The organism is Enterobacter cloacae complex sp. IR53030 (assembly GCF_049238365.1).
GTDB lineage: Bacteria > Pseudomonadota > Gammaproteobacteria > Enterobacterales > Enterobacteriaceae > Enterobacter > Enterobacter kobei.
The window spans coordinates 230,418-248,716 of sequence record NZ_JBMKHA010000002.1; the positions used below are offsets into that span (position 1 = coordinate 230,418).

Sequence of the window (18,299 nt, forward strand, 5' to 3'; positions counted from 1 at the left end):
ACGTTTAGTGAAGACGCTTATCAGGGATCACACGATGAAAAAGTACCGGCTCAGCGATGAAACCCGCCTCTGGCAATGGAAAAGCGGCGAAACAACCCACACGACAACCTTACGGCAGATCATCGCCACGGCAGATTTTAACGATGTCACGGCCGGTACGAAAGGTGGCTGGATTGATGACGCGCGCGCCCTGTCACAGAATGGGGATTGCTGGATCTATGACGAGAACAGCGTGGTGTTCGCCGGTGCTACCGTGTCGGATCACGCGCGCCTGACCCTGCCCTGTACCGTCAGCCATGACGCCCGCATCAGCGGTCACTGCTGGCTGGACAGCGCCGAAGTCAGTCACGGCGCGCGGATAAGTGACAACGTCACCATTCAGCACTCCTGCGTGCGGGGCGAGTGCCACATCTTCGGCGACGCGCGCATCCTGCATAACAGCGTCATCATCGCCGCCAAAGGACTGACGCCGGACCACGACCAGATCCTGCAAATCTATGACAAAGCGACGGTAAGCCGGTCGCGCGTTGTGCATCAGGCACAGATCTACGGCGAAGCGATGGTGAACAATGCGTTTATTGAACACCGCGCTGAGGTATTCGACAGTGCGATCCTCGAAGGGAACGATCTCAATAACGTCTGGGTGTGCGACTGCGCAAAGGTATACGGTAACGCCCGTCTGATTGCCGGTTTCGACGACGACGCCATCCCCACCGTGCGCTACAGTTCGCAGGTGGCGGAAAATGCCGTCGTGGAAGGCAACTGCGTCATTAAGCACCACGTCCTGATCGGCGGTCAGGCATGGCTGCGCGGGGGGCCGATCATGCTTGACGATAAAGTGGTGATTCAGGGACGCGCCCGGATCAGCGGCGATGTGTTGATCGAGCATCGGGTTGAAATCACCGACGATGCGGTCATTGAAGCCTTTTCGGGTGAGAGCATTCACCTGCGTGGCGAAAAGGTGATTAACGGCGACCAGCGCATCACCCGCACACCGCTGCTGGGGGCGTTATAGGGTAAAAATCTTCCCGTAGATGTTCACATCGTCAAAGCGGCCATTCAGGTATTCCGCTTCCAGCAGGCACCCTTCCTGCGTAAAACCGTTGCGCCGGGCAACGTTGTTGCTGCTCTGATTCGCCACCCGACACTTAATCACAAAACGGCGGATCTCGCCGCGCTCAGCGTAATAGCGCATAAACGCCTGCAATGACTGAGAGAGGATCCCCTTCCCCTGATGCGCCTCGTCCAGCCAGTAACCGATATAACCCGCTTTGTTGGCAGGCTCTATCGAATTAAACGACAGCACGCCGACCAGCGCATCATCCCGGAAGATCAAAAACATTTTGGCGTAGCCGCGCTGGTGCAGCATCTGGTTACTTAGCACATTGCGGCGGGTATCCTCTTCCGCGCCCACGTGCTGCGCCCAGTCAAAGGCGGTTTGCAGCCAGGTTTTGTTTTTGACGACGAGGTGATGGAGATCGGCGGTATAGCGCTCTTCGACGGCGCGAAGCTCGATATTCTGGGTAACGGGGATAATTTCTGCAGACATGGTGCCCCTCAATTGCCGGGTGGCGGCTGCGCCTTACCCGGCCTACTCTGGACGCATTTGTAGGCCGGGTAAGCGTTAGCGCCACCCGGCACAATCCCACAAGGATTAACGCATTATCCGATCATCAACGTAGTGACGTTTATCCGGCGCTGGCGGGAAATACTGATACAGCCAGGTTTCACTGATGGCATCCCCCTGACAGCGCAGGAACAGGCGCATATCTACCGGCTCGGTCGAATCCGAGGTTGGGTACCAGTCAAACAGAATGCGATAACCGTCAAACGGTTCTACGTACAGGATCTCAACCTGCTTCGCCTCACCGCTGGAGAGAGTAATCACCGGCTCGATGCCTTTTGGCGCAGCGGCCTTCAGGTCGCCACCGACAAAGTCGATAGCAAAGCGGCGCGCCCACACTTTCGGGTAATTTTCACCTGGCGCCCAGCCTTCCGGGAAACCGCCCATGCCGGTGCGGGTGGCGAAAACATTAGCCAGCGGGGAACGCACCGGCGGCATTGCGCTCCAGTACAGGCGATATTTAAAGTCCAGCTCGTCGCCCGCTTTCACCGTTTTCTCCGGCTGCCAGAAGCAGACCACGTTATCCAGCGTTTCACCGGTGGTCGGGATCTCCATCAGACCAACCGCGCCTTTACCCCAGTCGTTGCGCGGTTCTACCCACAGGCTTGGACGCTTGTTATACCAGCCCATCACGTCCTGATAGTGCGAGAAATCACGATCCAGCTGCAGCAGACCAAACCCTTTTGGGTTTTTGTCCATATAGGCGTTGAACTGCAGCTTCTGCGGGTTGTTCAGCGGACGGCAGATCCACTCTCCGTTGCCGCGCCATATCGCCAGACGGTCTGAGTCATGGATTTGCGGGTGAATGGTGTCGCACATGCGTCGTTCGTTATTGCCGCAGCTGAACATACTGGTCATCGGCGCGATGCCGAGCTGTTTAATGTCTTTACGCGCATAGAGGTGGTTTTCCACCTCCATGATCACCTGGCTCTTCTCGCAGTGGATCACGAACTTATAGGCACCGGTAATGCTCGGGCTGTCCAGCAGCGTATAGACGGTAAACGTGGTGTCACCTGGCTTAACGGTTTCAAACCAGAAGGAGGTGAAGTCCGGGAACTCTTCCGGCGTGTCAGTAAAGGTGTCTACCGCCAGACCGCGCGCGGAAAGGCCGTACTGGTAGGTATCGTCAACCGCACGGAAATAGCTTGCGCCGAGGAAAGAGACGATATCGCGACGCGCCAGTTCCGGCGCCTTAAAGGCGCGGAAGCCTGCAAAGCCAAGATCGCTTTGCCCTTCCAGCTGTTTGGTATCCACACCGGTTTCACCGTAGCTGAACAACTCCGGTCGGAAGTGGATCTCACGCGCCATAGAGGTCGACTGGTCCAGCGAGAACATCCGCACGCGGCGGCGGAACCCCATTCCCATATGGAAGAACTGCACGTCCAACTGACGCCCTTCAATGTTGTTCCACAGAGACTGCTTCTCATCGTAGCGGATGGCGTTGTACGCCTGCGGCGTCATGGTGGCCAGCGTGTCCGGCAGCGGACGTGGCGCACCACCCCACGGGGTTTTCGCCAGGTCATGCGCCATGGATTGCAGTACGGAGAAGTCAAAACGACGGCTCTGACCGTCAGCGATGTCAGAGTCAGCAGCGTATGCCGCTTTGGAAAACAGGGAAGCAAGGCCAGAGGTGCCGCTCAGGGCTACCACTGCCAGCGAGCCTTTTAGAAAACGTCTGCGATTCATGCCTGGAAAAACGTCCTTATGGTCGTGTGAATGTGTTTCGCGCTCGGCGAAATGACGGCAAGAAAGAACGCACAGCCTAAACAAAAATGGTTAAGAATCCAATTGTTGCCCGGTGATTATATGAACAAAGTGAGAAATATTTTCTGTCGACCAGAACGGCCCGAAAGTGGTGTAAAGAAAGCCTGGAAAATGTGTAGAAAAATGCCCCGGTGCGACATCAGTCACCGGGGCTAATGAGGCGGTTATTTTACGCTGACATCGATACCCGGAAAGTACTTATCAGCGAGTTTAGCGATCGTGCCGTCGGCACGCACTTTATCAATCGCGGCATCAAGCTGCTTTTTGGTGGCCTCGTCACCTTTACGCAACCCAAAACCGATCCCACTCCCGAGGATAGTGTCGTCAGACACCGGTTTGCCGATGAAGCCAAACCCTTTCCCCTGCGGCTTGCTGAGGAAACCTGCCTGCCCGGCCGCGGACATCACCAGCGAGGCGTCGATACGGCCATTAAGCAGGTCGCCCCAGGCCATATTCTGATCTTTATAAGACACCACGGTGACACCCTGCTTTTCCCAGTGCTCTTTCGCATAGGTTTCCTGAATTGAGCCCTGCAGCACGCCAATGGTTTTCCCCTTGAGCCCTTCTGGGGTCGCTTCTACCGCCGTACCGGCCTTGCCGACCAGCTGCGACGGAATGCGGTAAATCGGCTGGGTAAAATCAATGCTCTTGCGGCGCTGCTCGGTGATATTCATCGCCGAATTAATGGCGTCGAATTTCTTCGCCACCAGGCCCGGGATCAGCGCGTCAAACGAGGTTTCCACCCAGCTGCACTTCAGCGCTGCCGCTTTGCAAATGGCATTCCCCAGCTCAACGTCAAACCCTTCCAGTTCGCCTGAGGCATTACGGCTTTCAAACGGCGGATATTCCGCTTCCAGACCATAACGCAGCTCGGTCGCCGCGAAGGACGAAAAGGTACACAGCAATCCCATGCCGACGACTAACGCGCGTAATTTCATCTTATACTCCTCAGCGTGATTTAACCCGACACAGGGCCTGGGCACCTGCCCGTAACGTCGCCTCATCTTTCGCAAAAGAGAGACGAATCAATTTATTATCCGTACCGTCCGCATAAAACGCCGACAGCGGAATGGTGGCAACGCCGTACTCCACGATCAGCCGTTTCACCAGCTCGCTGTCGCGCTCATCGCTGAACGCGCTGTAATCCGCCAGCATGAAGAACGACCCGGCGCTCGGTAGCAGGGTAAACGGCGAATCGGCCAGCAGACCGTGCAGCAGATCGCGCTTACGCTGGTAAAACGCCGACAGCGAGAGCCAGGTTTGCGGATCGACCATATGCTCCGCAAAGGCGTACTGCATTGGCGTATCGGCAGAGAACATTAAAAATTGATGGACTTTACAAATCTCATCCATCAGTACCGCCGGGGCGACACAATACCCTACGCGCCAGCCGGTGACGTGATAGGTTTTTCCGAAAGATGAAATAATCACGCTGCGCTCCGCCAGCTGCGGGTGCGTGGCCATTCCATGATGCGGTTCACCGTCAAAAACCACGTGTTCGTACACTTCGTCAGACAAAATAATGATGTCGGTCTGGCGCGTCAGCGCCGCCAGCTGTTGCAGGTCATTGGCCGTGAAAACCTGACCGCTCGGGTTGTGCGGCGTGTTAATGATGATCATGCGCGTGCGCGGGGTGATCGCGGCACGCACCTCATCCCAGTTGACGGCAAAATCCGGCACCGTGAGTTTGATAGCAATCGGGGTAGCCCCCTGCAGACGGACAATCGGCGCGTAGCTGTCAAAGGACGGTTCTAAGTAGATCACCTCATCACCGGGGTGCACGAGACCGCTTATCGCTGAATAGAGCCCTTCGCTGGCGCTGGCGGTCACCAGCACCTCGCTGGCAGGGTCATACTGCGTGCCGTAGAGCGTGGCAATTTTATCGGCAATGCGTTCTTTCAGCGGCTGCAGGCCGGTCATCGCCGCGTACTGGTTATGCCCTGACGCCATCGCTCGGGTGACGCCTGCAATCAGTTTCGGGTCACAGGAAAAATTCGGTGCGCCCTGAGAAAGGTTAATGGCGTTATGCTGTGCCGAAAGCTGGCCGATAACGGTAAAAATGGTGGTCCCCACATCTGGCAGTTTGGAGCGCGTTTGTACCGGCGTTCGTAAAGTCATCCTCTTTCCCTTCTCATGGACATTGCATAACTATTCAAACAACAAGTGCGTTGCCGGGACAATCGAATTGTTGTCATAATAGCCATGAGAAAAATGCATAGCTGAGGTGTTTCAATGTCTCGCCGTTCGCTCCCCCTTAACGCCATCGACGCATTTTTAGTCACCGCGCGTCATCTGAATCTTACCCATGCCGCCGCAGAGCTGTGTCTGACCCAGGGGGCCGTGAGCCGTAAGATCGCCTCCCTTGAGGCGTGGTTTGGCTTTCCGCTGTTTGAGCGCCACGCCCGCGGGCTGCGCCTATCACCGCAGGGCAGCGCCCTGCTTCCGGAGCTGCAATCCACTTTCGAACAGCTGCTGACCGTGGCCGACCAGGCCCGTAGCCAGCATACCGTGATCCGGCTTAAGGCCCCCACCTGCGCCATGCGCTGGCTGGTACCGCGCTTGCTGGAGGTGGAGCACGCGCATCCGGATCTGCAGATCGCGCTGACGACCACCACCGATCATAACGTCAATTTCAAAACCGAATCTTACGACGCGGCCATTGTGTTTGGCACGCATATGAGCGCAGGCGATCTGCTGTTCGAAGAGGCGCTCACGCCGGTCATCAGCCCGGTGCGGGCAGGTACAACGCTGGGTTCACTGACGTTCCTTCACCCAACGCGGGATAAGACCGACTGGTCACTGTGGCTGGCGAAGCAGGAAGGTCCCGGGTTTGTTATGCACAAAAATCAACACTTCGATACGATGGATCTCGCCATTACCGCCGCCATTCAGGGGCTGGGCGTCGCCATTGCCGACGAAACGCTGGTGGCAGAAGATGTGGGTGCCGGAAGGCTGATGCGGCCCTATGAGACAAGCGTAAAAACCGGCGCGAGCTACCGGCTGGTGCTGCGCGAAACGCCTGACGAAGAAAATGGTCTGGCGGCGTTTCGCGCCTGTTTACTTAATCGAGGCTGACGTGGTGCTTCATCACCCGTTTAAAGAGGCTCATGCGCGCGCGCATAAAGCGGTTTTCAAGCCGGAAACCTGCATGTTTATTCACACCGATACGTAGCAGCACGTCCCGCCCTTTACGGCACGCGGGCCAGTGCGTCGGCCCCGACAGGCTATCATGCGTTCCGGCATCGCGCGCAAAGCTTACCCAGTAATCGGCTACCCTGGCAGCAAACTGTAAATCCCGTTCGTTGACATACTGACGTGAAGGCTCCACCTGGCCGAGGGTATCGAACACGTAGGGCACTTCATTGCCATGCCACGCGCCGTTGATATAGGTGGCATGCTCCGCTTCAGCGACATAGTCAAACCAGTAACGCCAGCAAAGCCCGCCGACACGCTGCTGCGCCTGCATCACGACATAGCCCATGGTGGTAAACGCCATATCGCGACACACCTGTCTGCCCAGCTCTTCGTCGCCTTTCACACCCGGATAAAGCAGCTTGATGAGCCCCAGCCCAAAACGACGCTCCCGGCGAAGCTTCTGGATTTGCCCGGCGAGATCGATGCCAAACACCGCCATGACGCTGGCTTCATCGCTGTTAGAACCTATCATCACCGGCACAGGGTGCTGGCGGGCAGCGAAAAAGACATCCAGCATGGCCTCCGGCAGGACGCAATCCCCGACGATCGGCGCCGGGGCGATGTTGAGTGGCGCGGTCAGCGGCCAGAATGACTCAGGCGGGATCGCGCGCAGCTGCTCTGCCGTCGCGTTTTCCAGCCCAAAATGGGCGGCCAGTGCTTCCCCTTTTTGCAGCGCCTGCTGGCGCGGCGTGTCGGGCAAGGTATATCCACTCTGGACTATCGCCTTGTGGAACAGCCCTTCCGCCAGCGGCGAGGCCAGCAACGACAGCACGCTGCGGGCGCCAGCGGACTCACCAAACAGGGTCACGTTATGCGGGTCGCCCCCAAACGCGGTGATATTCTCCCGCACCCATTCAAGCGCGGCAATCTGATCAAGCAGAGCAAAATTATGCACTACCCGCTCTTCTTCCCCCTCCAGCGCGGGATGGGCGAAAAAGCCGAGATGGCCGAGACGGTAGTTAATCGTGACCACAACCACGCCGCGCGCGGCCAGGGATTTGCCGTGATACGGTGGCAAGCCACCGGCACCAATCGTAAACCCGCCCCCGTGCAGCCAGACCATCACCGGGAGCGATCCCGGGCGGTCGACGGGGGACCAGACATTCAGATAGAGACAGTCTTCAGAGAACTGGCCGGGATCGCCCCCGCCCAGCTCCTGACAATACTCGCTGCTTTGCCAGCTTGAGGCCGAAAAGGCAGTGGCATCGCGAACGCCATCCCAGCGTTCTGGTGGACGCGGTGAGCGCCAGCGCCAGTCACCCACTGGCGGTGCAGCATAGGGAATACCGCACCAGCGGTGGACGTTTTCATCGGTTAAACCAGTCAGTGCGCCCTGGCGCGTTTCAACCACAGGGGCGGAAGGATTTTGCATAACGACCTTATTTTTTCCATCACACCCCTGCAGAGTAACGGTTTCAGAGCAAACCGCAACGCTGTTTGCTGCGCGTTTCAGCCTCCTCATAGAGGGTGAATTCGTCATACACCGGGCAGCCGAGCGCGGCTTCAAACGCGTCGCGGCTGGCATTACCGTGACTGCGCGCCTGAGTTTCATTCCCGAGATTGGACTGGAAAATCCCGGCGGCGCTGACCGGAAGAAAATCTTCGTAGGTAATCGGCTGGGCAACGACCCACCCGCGCTCAATCAGCGGCTGCGGATCGTCGCCGGGACGGAACGCATGACGATGGGCTTCCCCGGCGGGCGTCAGACGGTAGCGGAAATAAGCCAGTTCCTGGCGGCGCATTAACAGCTCGCTGTCCGGGAAGGCGCTGAAAATCTCACGCAAATGAAGCTGGTGCGTCAGGTTATCTTTGCCGGTACCGGCCTTAGCCAGCAGGCTATCGTACAGTTCACGGCCTTTCGGCGTCAGCGCCACGCCGCGCTGTTCTATTTCACCGAAGCGGGCGGTGTGGGTGCCCTTATGTTCACCGGCAAACAGCACCGGCTCTTCGAGCGCCTTGAAGCTGGTTTGACGCAATAACACGGGCACGTCACGACGCGGCGGCCCTTCGATCAGAATTTTGGGCTCAATACCATACTTCGGCATCAGCTCCTGCACCCGGTCAATATCCAGCGTGCGCGGCGTGAGGTGGTTAATATGGCACCCCGGGAAGCAGACCACATCCGCAATCAGGCGATGTTCGTTATGCAGTGCCAGATAAGTTTCCTGATCGACCGTCGCATGGCGGTGCCAGCGGAAGGTTTCCAGCGCTTCCTGAACAAACTCACGCGCCTGGACGTCAGTAAACTGCCCTTCTGATTCCCAGAGATCGAGAAGTGCCAGACAGCGCGGGGTAAAAATGTTCCGCTGAGCAAGGATCTCCGCCGCGCGCTCGCGTAGCGGGACGTTTTCTATCAGCTCAAGGCGCAGCAGTGAGGTAAAGATACGAAACGGATTCCGGCACAGCGCCGCATCATCTACCGGACGAAACGCCGTTGAGTGAACCGGCACCCCCGCCTGAGAGAGATCGTAATAGCTGACCGGATACATGCCCATAATGGCAAACATACGACGCAGGGTGGAAAGCTCTTGCGCCGTGCCGACGCGGATCGCGCCGTGGCGCTCCACGTTCAGACGGGCAAGTTCATCGGCGTTCGCCAGTTGTTCATGTAATAGCGGGTTATTTTCCAGAACCGCCAGGTTTACGTCCGCGACCAGTTCGAGCAACGTGCCGTACTGCGGAACTTCCTGCTGGTACATCGCCGACATAGCCTGCGAAAAATGTTCCCGAATATCATCAGCCGTGATGGTGTTCGCCATGATGTCATGCCTCCAGTGAATATTACCTGGAGTGTAGAGAAACCCGTTCCTTCCGGGGGGAAGAATTTCTGATTTGTGATCTTAAGACGACAGTGGTCAAACCGTGTGCTACCGTCGCCTGCACAGCCCTTCCTGACGACAAATTAATCGCATTCGGTGCGCCATTATTATTTACCCTCAGCTTTCAAATTTTTAGTGGAAACTTAGGACTAATCCCACCCTTCGTTTACAAGTCCTTCCCACTCCTTCATATTTTCCAGGTAAGCGAAGCGTAAAGCCGTCATTATTTCAAAATAACGATACCGCAAATAGCAAAGCGCATTTGACGAATAGCGCACAGCGACTAGAGTTATTACTCGAACGACGAGTGATACGGAATATATTCGTATCGTACTGACATAACCAATATATGAATATGAGGTTTAATATGGCAGAGCATCGTGGTGGTTCCGGTAATTTCGCGCAAGACCGTGAAAAAGCATCAGAAGCTGGACGTAAAGGTGGCCAGCATAGCGGTGGGAACTTTAAAAACGATCCGCAACGCGCATCAGAAGCGGGTAAAAAAGGAGGACAGAATAGTCACGGCGGAGGCCGTAAATCTGATAACTCCTGATTTAATTTAATACTCTTTTATAAAATCTGAGAGTATGCTGCGGGCTGAAAAGCTCGCAGTAATCATTCTTTATTTACCCTTTACCGGAGCGTAATAATTATGAATATGAAAAGTATAGAGGACGTATTTATTCATCTTCTCTCTGATACCTACAGTGCGGAAAAGCAACTTACCCGGGCATTAAGCAAGCTTGCGCGTGCCGCGTCCAGTGAGAAACTGAGCACCGCCTTTACCGCACACCTCGAGGAGACGCAGGGTCAGATCGAACGCATCGATCAGATTATCGAGCAGGAAGACGGTATCAAGCTCAAGCGCATGAAATGCGTGGCAATGGAAGGCTTAATTGAAGAGGCGAACGAAGTCATCGAAAGCACGGAAAAAAATGAAGTGCGTGATGCCGCGTTAATTGCCGCAGCCCAAAAAGTGGAGCATTACGAAATTGCCAGCTACGGTACCCTTGCCACCCTGGCAGAGCAGCTTGGCTATAAAAAAGCCGTTAAGCTTCTTGCAGAAACACTGGAAGAAGAAAAAAAAACCGACCTTAAACTCACCGATCTGGCCGTAGGAAATATTAACCAAAAAGCGCAAAAATGACGCTATAACACAGGTTAAATAAAATGAGCATCAGTCCCAGGACAATTAAACGGTGCCATTTAACGGCAGCTATAATATGGTTCATTCTCGCTATCCCTTCCGTAATATGGTGGAAGAGCAGCGTACTATGGGTCATTATCATCAGCATCTACGCTAATATTGTCGGCCATTTGTCTGGCTACAGTGCCGCGCGTGCCGATCAGGCTGCTGAAAGTGAGACCAAATAAGCGAACCCCAAATGAGGATATAATGATGAATCACGTAGAACACTACCATGACTGGCTACGCGATGCCCATGCGATGGAAAAGCAAGCTGAGTCAATGCTGGAATCCATGGCCAGCCGTATCGATAATTATCCTGATGTTCGCGCCAGAATTGAGCAACATATTAATGAGACAAAACGGCAAATTACCTTGCTGGAAGAAATCCTCGACCGGAATGATATTTCTCGTTCAGTTTTAAAAGACTCGATGAGCAAAATGGCGGCGCTGGGGCAGTCCATCGGCGGCATGTTCCCGTCTGATGAGATCGTTAAGGGGTCGATCAGCGGCTATGTTTTCGAACAGTTTGAAATCGCCTGCTATACCTCCCTGCTCGCGGCGGCGAAAAAAGCGGGCGATACCGCCTCGATACCCGCTATTGAAACGATCCTCGCCGAAGAGCGCGAAATGGCCGACTGGTTGATTCGTCATATTCCGCAGACCACGGAACAGTTCCTGCTGCGTTCAGACGCATCGGGCGTCGAAGCAAAAAAATAATCAGGGAGAATCGCCATGTTCCGACACGTTAAACAGCTGCAATACACGGTTCGCGTTGCTGAACCGAACCCAGGCCTCGCCAATCTTTTACTGGAACAGTTCGGTGGGCCGCAGGGCGAACTGGCTGCCGCCTGCCGGTACTTTACGCAAGGATTGAGCGATGACGATCCGGGCCGTAAAGATATGCTGATGGATATTGCGACCGAGGAGTTAAGCCACCTCGAAATCATCGGTACCCTGGTGGGCATGCTGAATAAAGGCGCGAAAGGCGCGCTGGCGGAAGGGGTGGAAAACGAGGCCGAGCTGTATCGGTCCATGACCGAAAACGGCAATGACAGCCATATTACCTCCCTGCTCTACGGTGGTGGCACCCCGCTCACTAACTCTGCGGGCGTGCCCTGGACGGCGGCCTACGTGGACACCATCGGCGAGCCAACGGCGGACCTGCGCTCAAACGTGGCAGCAGAGGCCAGAGCGAAAATCATCTATGAACGTCTGATCAACGTGACCGACGATCCCGGCGTAAAGGATGCCCTGGCGTTTCTGATGACGCGCGAGGCGGCGCATCAGCTCTCCTTTGAGAAGGCGCTGCAGTCTATCCGTAATAATTTCCCGCCGGGAAAATTGCCGCCAATCGAGGAATTCACCAACAAGTACTACAATATGTCTGAAGGTGGAGAGGTTCGCGGAAGCTGGAACAGCGATAAACATTTCGATTACGTTGAGTCCCCCCAGCCTGCGGTTGACGGCGGCGATGGCAGCGCAAGCGTCACGCTCACAACCGAACAGGCAACCCTGGTCAAGGCGATGTCTGCCCGTACGAAGTCCGATCCACATTCCGACCCGCTGACCGGTGCCGAGCTGGGTGCCGGTAAGACTAAACCGTAATCGGTTTTGCCGGGCAGCCATAAACTGCCCGGCAATTCTCGTGCCCCATCGTTTCAGAGGTACGGACCATGTTCGAACTCGACGCGTTCCATCTGGCCAGAATTCAGTTCGCTTTTACCGTCTCGTTTCATATCCTTTTTCCTGCGATCACCATCGGCCTCGCCAGCTATCTGGTTGTGCTGGAGGGCATGTGGCTGCGCACCAAAAACGACGTCTGGCGATCGCTGTATCACTTCTGGCTAAAGATATTTGCCGTTAACTTCGGTATGGGGGTCGTTTCCGGATTGGTCATGGCGTACCAGTTTGGCACCAACTGGAGCGGATTCTCACAGTTCGCGGGCAGTATCACCGGTCCACTCCTCACCTATGAAGTCTTAACCGCTTTCTTCCTGGAAGCCGGTTTCCTGGGGGTAATGATGTTCGGCTGGAATAAGGTTGGCCCGGGCCTGCACTTCTTTTCCACCTGCATGGTCGCGCTCGGCACCTTAATGTCGACCTTCTGGATCCTCGCCTCCAACAGCTGGATGCATACGCCGCAGGGGTTCACCATCGAGAACGGACAGGTCATTCCTCAAGACTGGCTGGCAATCGTCTTTAACCCCTCCTTCCCTTATCGCCTGATTCATATGGCTATTGCCGCGTTTCTGAGCAGCGCGCTGTTTGTCGGCGCGTCGGGTGCCTGGCACCTGCTGCGCGGTAACGATACGCCCGCCATCCGAACCATGTTCTCGATGGCCATGTGGATGGCGCTGCTGGTCGCCCCCATCCAGGCGGTGGTGGGCGATATGCACGGCCTGAACACGCTTGAGCATCAGCCCGCCAAAATCGCCGCCATTGAGGGACACTGGGAAAATCCGCCCGGCGAGGCCACCCCACTGCTGCTGTTTGGCCTGCCGGATATGGAGGAGGAACGCACCAAATACGGCCTCGAGATCCCCGCGCTCGGAAGCCTGATCCTGACGCATAGCCTGGATAAACAGGTTCCGGCCCTGAAAGATTTCCCGAAAGAAGATCGCCCAAACTCGACCATCGTTTTCTGGTCGTTCCGCATCATGGTCGGGATGGGGCTGCTGATGATTACCCTCGGTCTGCTCAGCCTCTGGCTACGCTACCGTCACCGGCTTTTCCACTCGCGCCCGTTCCACTGGTTTGCGCTCTGCATGGGGCCAGCGGGGCTGCTGGCGCTGCTCGCCGGCTGGGTAACCACCGAAGTGGGCCGTCAACCGTGGGTGGTCTATGGTTATCTACGCACGATTGATGCGGTCTCCCTGCACAGTACTCTGCAAATGAGCATCAGCTTGCTGGCCTTCTTCGTTGTCTACTCGTCGGTGTTCGGCGTGGGGTATGTTTACCTCATCAGGTTGATTAAGAAAGGTCCGCAGCCCGTCGATACGCTGACGTCAAACACGTCGGGCACTCCCGCCCGTCCGCTGTCTGCCGCGGAGTCCGTTTCAGAACAGGAGAGAATCTGATGGGCGTTGATATCGCTGTTATCTGGTTTGCCATCATCGTCTTTGCCACGCTGATGTACATCATTATGGATGGCTTTGATTTGGGCATCGGTCTGCTGTTCAACTTCGTGGGCGATGCCAGGGAACGCGATGTGATGGTTAATAGCGTGGCCCCGGTGTGGGACGGTAACGAAACCTGGCTGGTACTCGGCGGCGCGGGATTGTTCGGCGCGTTTCCGCTGGCCTACGCGGTGATTATTGATGCGTTGACCATCCCCCTCACCGCCATGCTCATCGGCCTCATCTTTCGCGGCGTCGCCTTTGAGTTCCGTTTTAAAGCGACGCCCTCACACCGCAAATTCTGGGACTACTCCTTCGCAGGCGGGTCCTTGCTCGCCACCTTCAGCCAGGGGATCGTCGTAGGGGCGGTGATTAATGGCTTTGACGTAGAAGGCCGGCGCTTTGTCGGCTCTGCGCTTGACTGGCTGACGCCCTTCAATCTTTTCTGCGGCATCGGACTGGTCGTTGCCTATACGCTGCTGGGGACCACCTGGCTCATAATGAAAAGTGAAGGCGCACTGCAAAACCGCATGCGCGAGCTGACGCGCCACGTGCTGCTGGCACTGGTGGTGGTTATTGCGGTAGTCAGCGTCTGGACGCCGCTTGGCTGGCAGTACGTGGCCGACCGCTGGTTTACCTTGCCCAACTTCTTCTGGTTCCTGCCGGTTCCCCTGCTGGTTGGGCTGTTTACGGTGCTGATCTGGCGGTTGACCCGCAACCCGGCCAGCCACTCGCGTCCCTTCCTGCTCACGCTGGGGCTGATCTTCCTCGGTTTTAGCGGCCTGGGTATCAGCCTGTGGCCAAACATTATTCCGCCCCATATCACCCTGTGGGAAGCCGCGGCACCGCCCGCCAGCCAGCTGTTTATGCTGGTCGGCACCCTGCTGATCATTCCGGTGATTCTGGTGTACACCGCCTGGAGCTACTACGTCTTCCGGGGCAAAGTGTCGGATACTGAAGGCTATCACTGAGGAACGCTATGACAGACTGGCATACACGGGCCATTATTTATCAAATTGATACCGCACTGTTTTATGATATGAACGGCGATGGTTGTGGAGACATCGCCGGAATTGCGGCCAAGCTGCGTTATATCCGCCGCATGGGCGCGACGGTTATCTGGATCACCCCATTTTACCTCACCCCCTTTCTGGACGAAGGCTACGACGTCAGCGACCATCTGCAGGTGGATCCGCGCTTCGGTAAACTGGCCGATATCATCGCCTTTATCGAACAGGCCAGGGAGCTGGGCATGCAGGTCATTATTGAGCTGCTGATCCAGCATACCTCAGACGCGCATCCGTGGTTCCAGCAGGCCCGCCGAAACCCGGCATCCCCCTATCGTGATTACTACCTCTGGTCGGACAACGACGATGACGACACGCCCCCAATGTTTCCCGGCGTGGAAAAGAGCGTCTGGAGCTGGGACGACGAGGCGGGACAGTACTACCGGCATATGTTTTATCGCCATGAGCCGGATCTGAACCTGACCTCGCCTGCGGTACTTAAAGAGATTGAGAACATCATTCTGTTCTGGCTTAAGCTGGGGGTGTCGGGCTTTCGCCTGGATGCCGCCACCCACCTCACCAGACAGGCAGGAAACGGTGACGAAAAAAAAGGGCTGTGGATCCTGGAGCATATGCGCAGTCTTATTGAGCAACGTAATCCAGACGCGATCCTGCTGGGTGAAGTCGACGTCGACGTCAAGACGTATAAAGACTACTTCGGCAATAACGATCGCCTGAATCTGGTGCTCAATTTCTGGCTCAATAAGTATTTCTACGTCAGCCTGGCGAGGAAAAGCGCCCGTCCGCTGCGTAATGCGGTGAAAAAGATGATCGTCCCGCCCGACTCATGCTGTTTTGCCAACTGGCTGCGCAATCATGACGAGCTGGATCTGGAGGGCATTAGTCAGAAAGATAAGCAGTTTGTCCTTGATACCTTCGCCCCTGACGAAGAGATGAACGTCTATCAGCGCGGGATCCGCCGCCGCCTGGCGCCGATGCTGAATGGCGATCACAAGCGGCTGGCGTTCTGTCACGCCGTGCTCTTTTCCCTGCCGGGTGTCCCGGTGATGCGCTACGGGGATGAGATCGGCATGGGCGACGACCTGGAACTGGAAGAGCGTTACGCCGTTCGTACGCCCATGCAGTGGGCCGGATCGACGGGGGGCGGTTTTTCCGCGGCCAATCCGGAAAAATTTATTGCCCCCATCATCGATCGCGGCCCGTATCGCTATCAGAAAATCAACGTCGCTGATTCGCTGCTTCACCGCAACTCGCTTCTGCACCGAATCATGGATATTGCCAATACCCGCTCAGAGTTCCCCGAAATTGCCGTTGCGCCCTTTCGTCTCATTACCCTCGATCACGACGCGGTGCTGGGGCTGTATTACGAGACCGATGAACGCAGCATCCTGACCTTCGTCAACTTCAGCGACCATCCGGTGAAGTTCGCCGCAAAAGGGATCCGCAATGCCACCTGGACCGCCTGTCTCGCGGACAAACGCTACGACGACGCGCTGGTGTGCGGCAAAACCGTCGAGCTCACTCTTGGCGGCTACGGTTACCGCTGGTTCTGGACCCACCGTAGCGCGCTGCGCTGATTATCTTCTCCCTCGAATTATCAGGCGGGTCAGCATAATCCCCGCCACCGCGAGGGCGCCCAGCGCCACCTTGCCAGGCATACCGGAGGTGACGGACGGGGCTCGGTTCTTCGCCTCGTCTGTAAAACGGCCATGAATTTTGTGCAGATCATTAACCGGCTGGTCAAGATAGTCCCGGCGATCCGGTGCGTTCAGATCGTCGGTCATCTGACCTTCCCAGGCTTTTTTAACCATTAGCCGGTCAAGTAAACCCGGGAAAAGAAATTGCCCGACGATCGACTGAATCGTGCAGCTTCCCACCCACAGTTCCCGTACCGGTTTTTGTGCAACCTTAAAGATGGCGCGGGCGGCGACTTCGGGCTCAAAAACCGGTGGCACCGGGCGCATCGCCCAGGCGAACTTATTCCTCGCCCATTCGAACTGCGGCGTGTTAAGCCCCGGCATCTGAACCATCGAAAGCTGAACCCGGCTGTTTTCATGCATCAGTTCGGTACGCACCGCATCGGTGAAGCCGCGGATCGCCGCTTTGGCGCCACAGTAAGCGGACTGTAAAGGAATGGAACGGTAGGCCAGCGCGGATCCCACCTGGATAATCACGCCTCTGTCGCGGGGCACCATCAGCTCCAGCGCGGCGCGAGTGCCGTTGACAAAGCCGAGGTAGGTCACGTCAGTCACACGACGAAACTCATCCGGCGTAAGGGTGCGAAACGGTGCCAGCACGGCGCCCATGGCATTGTTAACCCACACGTCAATCGCCCCAAGGCGATACTCAATCTCGTTAGCGGCATCCACCACCGCCTGACTGTCGGCGACGTCCGCCTGCACCGCGTGGGCATTGACCCCAAAGCGCTTTAATTCCTCCTGAGTGGAGTGCAGGCTGGCTTCATCGCGGGCGATAAGTCCCACATCGTAGCCCGCCTTTGCAAAGTGCAGTGCCGTGGCTTTCCCCACGCCCGCCGTCCCGCCAGTAATCACTATGACAGCCATACAACCTCCACGTGAATTTACCCGATATTGTCGTCCGACAAGGTTGTTACCAGTTCAGCCAGCGCAAAATGCACCGCTTTTTCCACCACGTCCTGACAGTCACCGGAGAAAAGAACGGTGCGGGTTTTCGTCTCGCCGCAAATATTCCAGCCAAAGCAGACCGTCCCTGCCGCCGTCCCATCGTCGCCCCCTTCAGGGCCTGCGTATCCGCTGATGGCAATGCTGATATCCGCCTGGGCCATATCGCGGATACTGGCGGCCATCTCGCCCACCGTCGGTTCGCTGACGGCGGTATAGCGCGCCAGCGTTTCAGAACGCACGCCGAGGATCCGCGCTTTTGCTTCATCGCTGAACACCACCAGCCCGACATCATAAAAATCGGCGGTGTTCTCTTCTGCGCACAACGCGACCGAGAGCTTTCCCCCCGTACAGGATTCCGCCGTGGTTAAGCGCAGCCCGGCATCGGTTAATTTACTCGCCAGCTTTTTCGTTAATTCACTTACGGTATAATGATCGTCGTGAAAAAGATTGCTCATTTTGCCGCCTCTTATTTCTCAAAAGGAATGATTGAAATATGCCCATTACGTTCGAATATGGCATATTTGATTTCACTCATTTTTGTAATGCCATTATTCTGACGCGCTGACACCAGAATATCATCACAGGATACGTCGACTTTTTTGAGTTTATCCGCTAACGGCACGCCATTCTCTACCAGAATGACGGGATTACCATCCAGAATATTTTCCACCGGGGAAAAATATTTCTTCATCAACCCAAAGAGAATATCCACTACCACCAGCGTGGTAATCGTTATCATCGCCCCGGTGACAGAAAAGTCCTGCCCCAGAAGCGCCTGCTGCGTGGCTTCACTAATAATTAACAGTAGAATAAGGTCAAAGCTGGTCATCTGTAGCAGCGCGCGTCGCCCCGCCACTTTAAATACCACCACGAGAAACAGATAAATCGCCAGCGCACGAAAGACCATATCCATATCAGC

The 18,299-nt window shown here is 56.2% G+C and carries 19 protein-coding genes; 10 read left to right on the forward strand and 9 right to left on the reverse strand.

Annotated features, from left to right (window positions below; genetic code table 11):
• Positions 1-34: 34 nt before the first annotated feature.
• The gene (gene ydcK, locus ACOTXR_RS02925) at positions 35-1,015 is read left to right on the forward strand and encodes a YdcK family protein (protein ID WP_047027945.1); all 981 of its coding nucleotides are present in this window, start codon (positions 35-37) and stop codon (positions 1,013-1,015) included.
• Here ydcK and rimL read toward each other — a convergent pair.
• From rimL to ACOTXR_RS02945, 4 genes are all read right to left on the reverse strand, one after another.
• A complete protein-coding gene (gene rimL / locus ACOTXR_RS02930; RefSeq protein ID WP_058690697.1) occupies positions 1,010-1,549 on the reverse strand; it encodes a 50S ribosomal protein L7/L12-serine acetyltransferase in 540 nt (179 codons plus the stop codon). The two genes, ydcK and rimL, sit on opposite strands and share 6 nt — an antisense overlap.
• Positions 1,550-1,654: 105 nt before the next feature.
• Positions 1,655-3,310 carry a glucan biosynthesis protein D gene (locus ACOTXR_RS02935; protein ID WP_421766978.1) on the reverse strand — a complete coding sequence of 552 codons (1,656 nt, stop codon included), beginning with the start codon at positions 3,308-3,310 and terminating at the stop codon, positions 1,655-1,657.
• Positions 3,311-3,552: 242 nt separating this feature from the next.
• Positions 3,553-4,326, reverse strand: coding sequence for a transporter substrate-binding domain-containing protein (locus ACOTXR_RS02940; protein WP_023330389.1), 774 nt, complete (start codon positions 4,324-4,326; stop codon positions 3,553-3,555).
• A 10-nt stretch (positions 4,327-4,336) separates the two neighbouring features.
• Positions 4,337-5,506, reverse strand: a complete 1,170-nt coding sequence (locus ACOTXR_RS02945; protein WP_058690695.1) for a pyridoxal phosphate-dependent aminotransferase — start codon at positions 5,504-5,506, stop codon at positions 4,337-4,339.
• A 114-nt stretch (positions 5,507-5,620) separates the two neighbouring features.
• On the opposite strand from ACOTXR_RS02945, the gene ACOTXR_RS02950 reads away from it, so the two are divergent.
• Entirely contained in the window at positions 5,621-6,463 is an 843-nt protein-coding gene (locus ACOTXR_RS02950) for a LysR family transcriptional regulator (protein WP_014883795.1), read from the forward strand.
• Here ACOTXR_RS02950 and ACOTXR_RS02955 read toward each other — a convergent pair.
• A complete protein-coding gene (locus ACOTXR_RS02955) occupies positions 6,450-7,955 on the reverse strand; it encodes a carboxylesterase/lipase family protein (protein ID WP_047344220.1) in 1,506 nt (501 codons plus the stop codon). The genes ACOTXR_RS02950 and ACOTXR_RS02955 overlap by 14 nt on opposite strands.
• Before the next feature lie 43 nt (positions 7,956-7,998).
• Complete coding sequence (gene hglS / locus ACOTXR_RS02960; protein ID WP_058690694.1) at positions 7,999-9,342, reverse strand: 2-oxoadipate dioxygenase/decarboxylase HglS; 1,344 nt, start codon at positions 9,340-9,342, stop codon at positions 7,999-8,001.
• 427 nt (positions 9,343-9,769) lie between these two features.
• Here hglS and ACOTXR_RS02965 point away from each other — a divergent pair, with 427 nt between their 5' ends.
• The 8 genes from ACOTXR_RS02965 (at position 9,770) to ACOTXR_RS03000 (ending at position 16,312) form a co-directional block, all read left to right on the forward strand.
• Complete coding sequence (locus ACOTXR_RS02965) at positions 9,770-9,955, forward strand: general stress protein (protein WP_014883792.1); 186 nt, start codon at positions 9,770-9,772, stop codon at positions 9,953-9,955.
• Between the two features lie 99 nt (positions 9,956-10,054).
• Positions 10,055-10,549, forward strand: coding sequence for a ferritin-like domain-containing protein (locus ACOTXR_RS02970; RefSeq protein ID WP_421766979.1), 495 nt, complete (start codon positions 10,055-10,057; stop codon positions 10,547-10,549).
• A gap of 23 nt (positions 10,550-10,572) precedes the next feature.
• Positions 10,573-10,776 carry a hypothetical protein gene (locus ACOTXR_RS02975; protein WP_023335667.1) on the forward strand — a complete coding sequence of 68 codons (204 nt, stop codon included), beginning with the start codon at positions 10,573-10,575 and terminating at the stop codon, positions 10,774-10,776.
• A gap of 25 nt (positions 10,777-10,801) precedes the next feature.
• Positions 10,802-11,308, forward strand: coding sequence for a ferritin-like domain-containing protein (locus ACOTXR_RS02980; protein WP_014883791.1), 507 nt, complete (start codon positions 10,802-10,804; stop codon positions 11,306-11,308).
• Between the two features lie 15 nt (positions 11,309-11,323).
• The gene (locus ACOTXR_RS02985; protein WP_008502274.1) at positions 11,324-12,196 is read left to right on the forward strand and encodes a manganese catalase family protein; all 873 of its coding nucleotides are present in this window, start codon (positions 11,324-11,326) and stop codon (positions 12,194-12,196) included.
• 68 nt (positions 12,197-12,264) lie between these two features.
• The gene (locus ACOTXR_RS02990; protein WP_014883789.1) at positions 12,265-13,668 is read left to right on the forward strand and encodes a cytochrome ubiquinol oxidase subunit I; all 1,404 of its coding nucleotides are present in this window, start codon (positions 12,265-12,267) and stop codon (positions 13,666-13,668) included.
• The gene (gene cydB, locus ACOTXR_RS02995; protein WP_014883788.1) at positions 13,668-14,678 is read left to right on the forward strand and encodes a cytochrome d ubiquinol oxidase subunit II; all 1,011 of its coding nucleotides are present in this window, start codon (positions 13,668-13,670) and stop codon (positions 14,676-14,678) included. The genes ACOTXR_RS02990 and cydB overlap by 1 nt, the downstream gene beginning before the upstream one ends.
• Positions 14,679-14,686: 8 nt before the next feature.
• Complete coding sequence (locus tag ACOTXR_RS03000) at positions 14,687-16,312, forward strand: alpha-amylase family protein (RefSeq protein ID WP_078309639.1); 1,626 nt, start codon at positions 14,687-14,689, stop codon at positions 16,310-16,312.
• Here the strand turns inward: ACOTXR_RS03000 and ACOTXR_RS03005 are convergent, their stop codons facing one another.
• The 3 genes from ACOTXR_RS03005 to ACOTXR_RS03015 are packed head-to-tail and all read right to left on the reverse strand — an operon-like array spanning position 16,313 to position 18,293.
• A complete protein-coding gene (locus tag ACOTXR_RS03005) occupies positions 16,313-17,299 on the reverse strand; it encodes an SDR family oxidoreductase (RefSeq protein WP_058690693.1) in 987 nt (328 codons plus the stop codon).
• Positions 17,300-17,316: 17 nt separating this feature from the next.
• Entirely contained in the window at positions 17,317-17,835 is a 519-nt protein-coding gene (locus tag ACOTXR_RS03010; RefSeq protein WP_014883786.1) for a 2-oxo-tetronate isomerase, read from the reverse strand.
• A gap of 11 nt (positions 17,836-17,846) precedes the next feature.
• Positions 17,847-18,293 (reverse strand): DUF421 domain-containing protein, encoded by a 447-nt coding sequence (locus ACOTXR_RS03015; RefSeq protein WP_014883785.1) that lies wholly within the window; start codon positions 18,291-18,293, stop codon positions 17,847-17,849.
• Between the last annotated feature and the right edge of the window lie 6 nt (positions 18,294-18,299).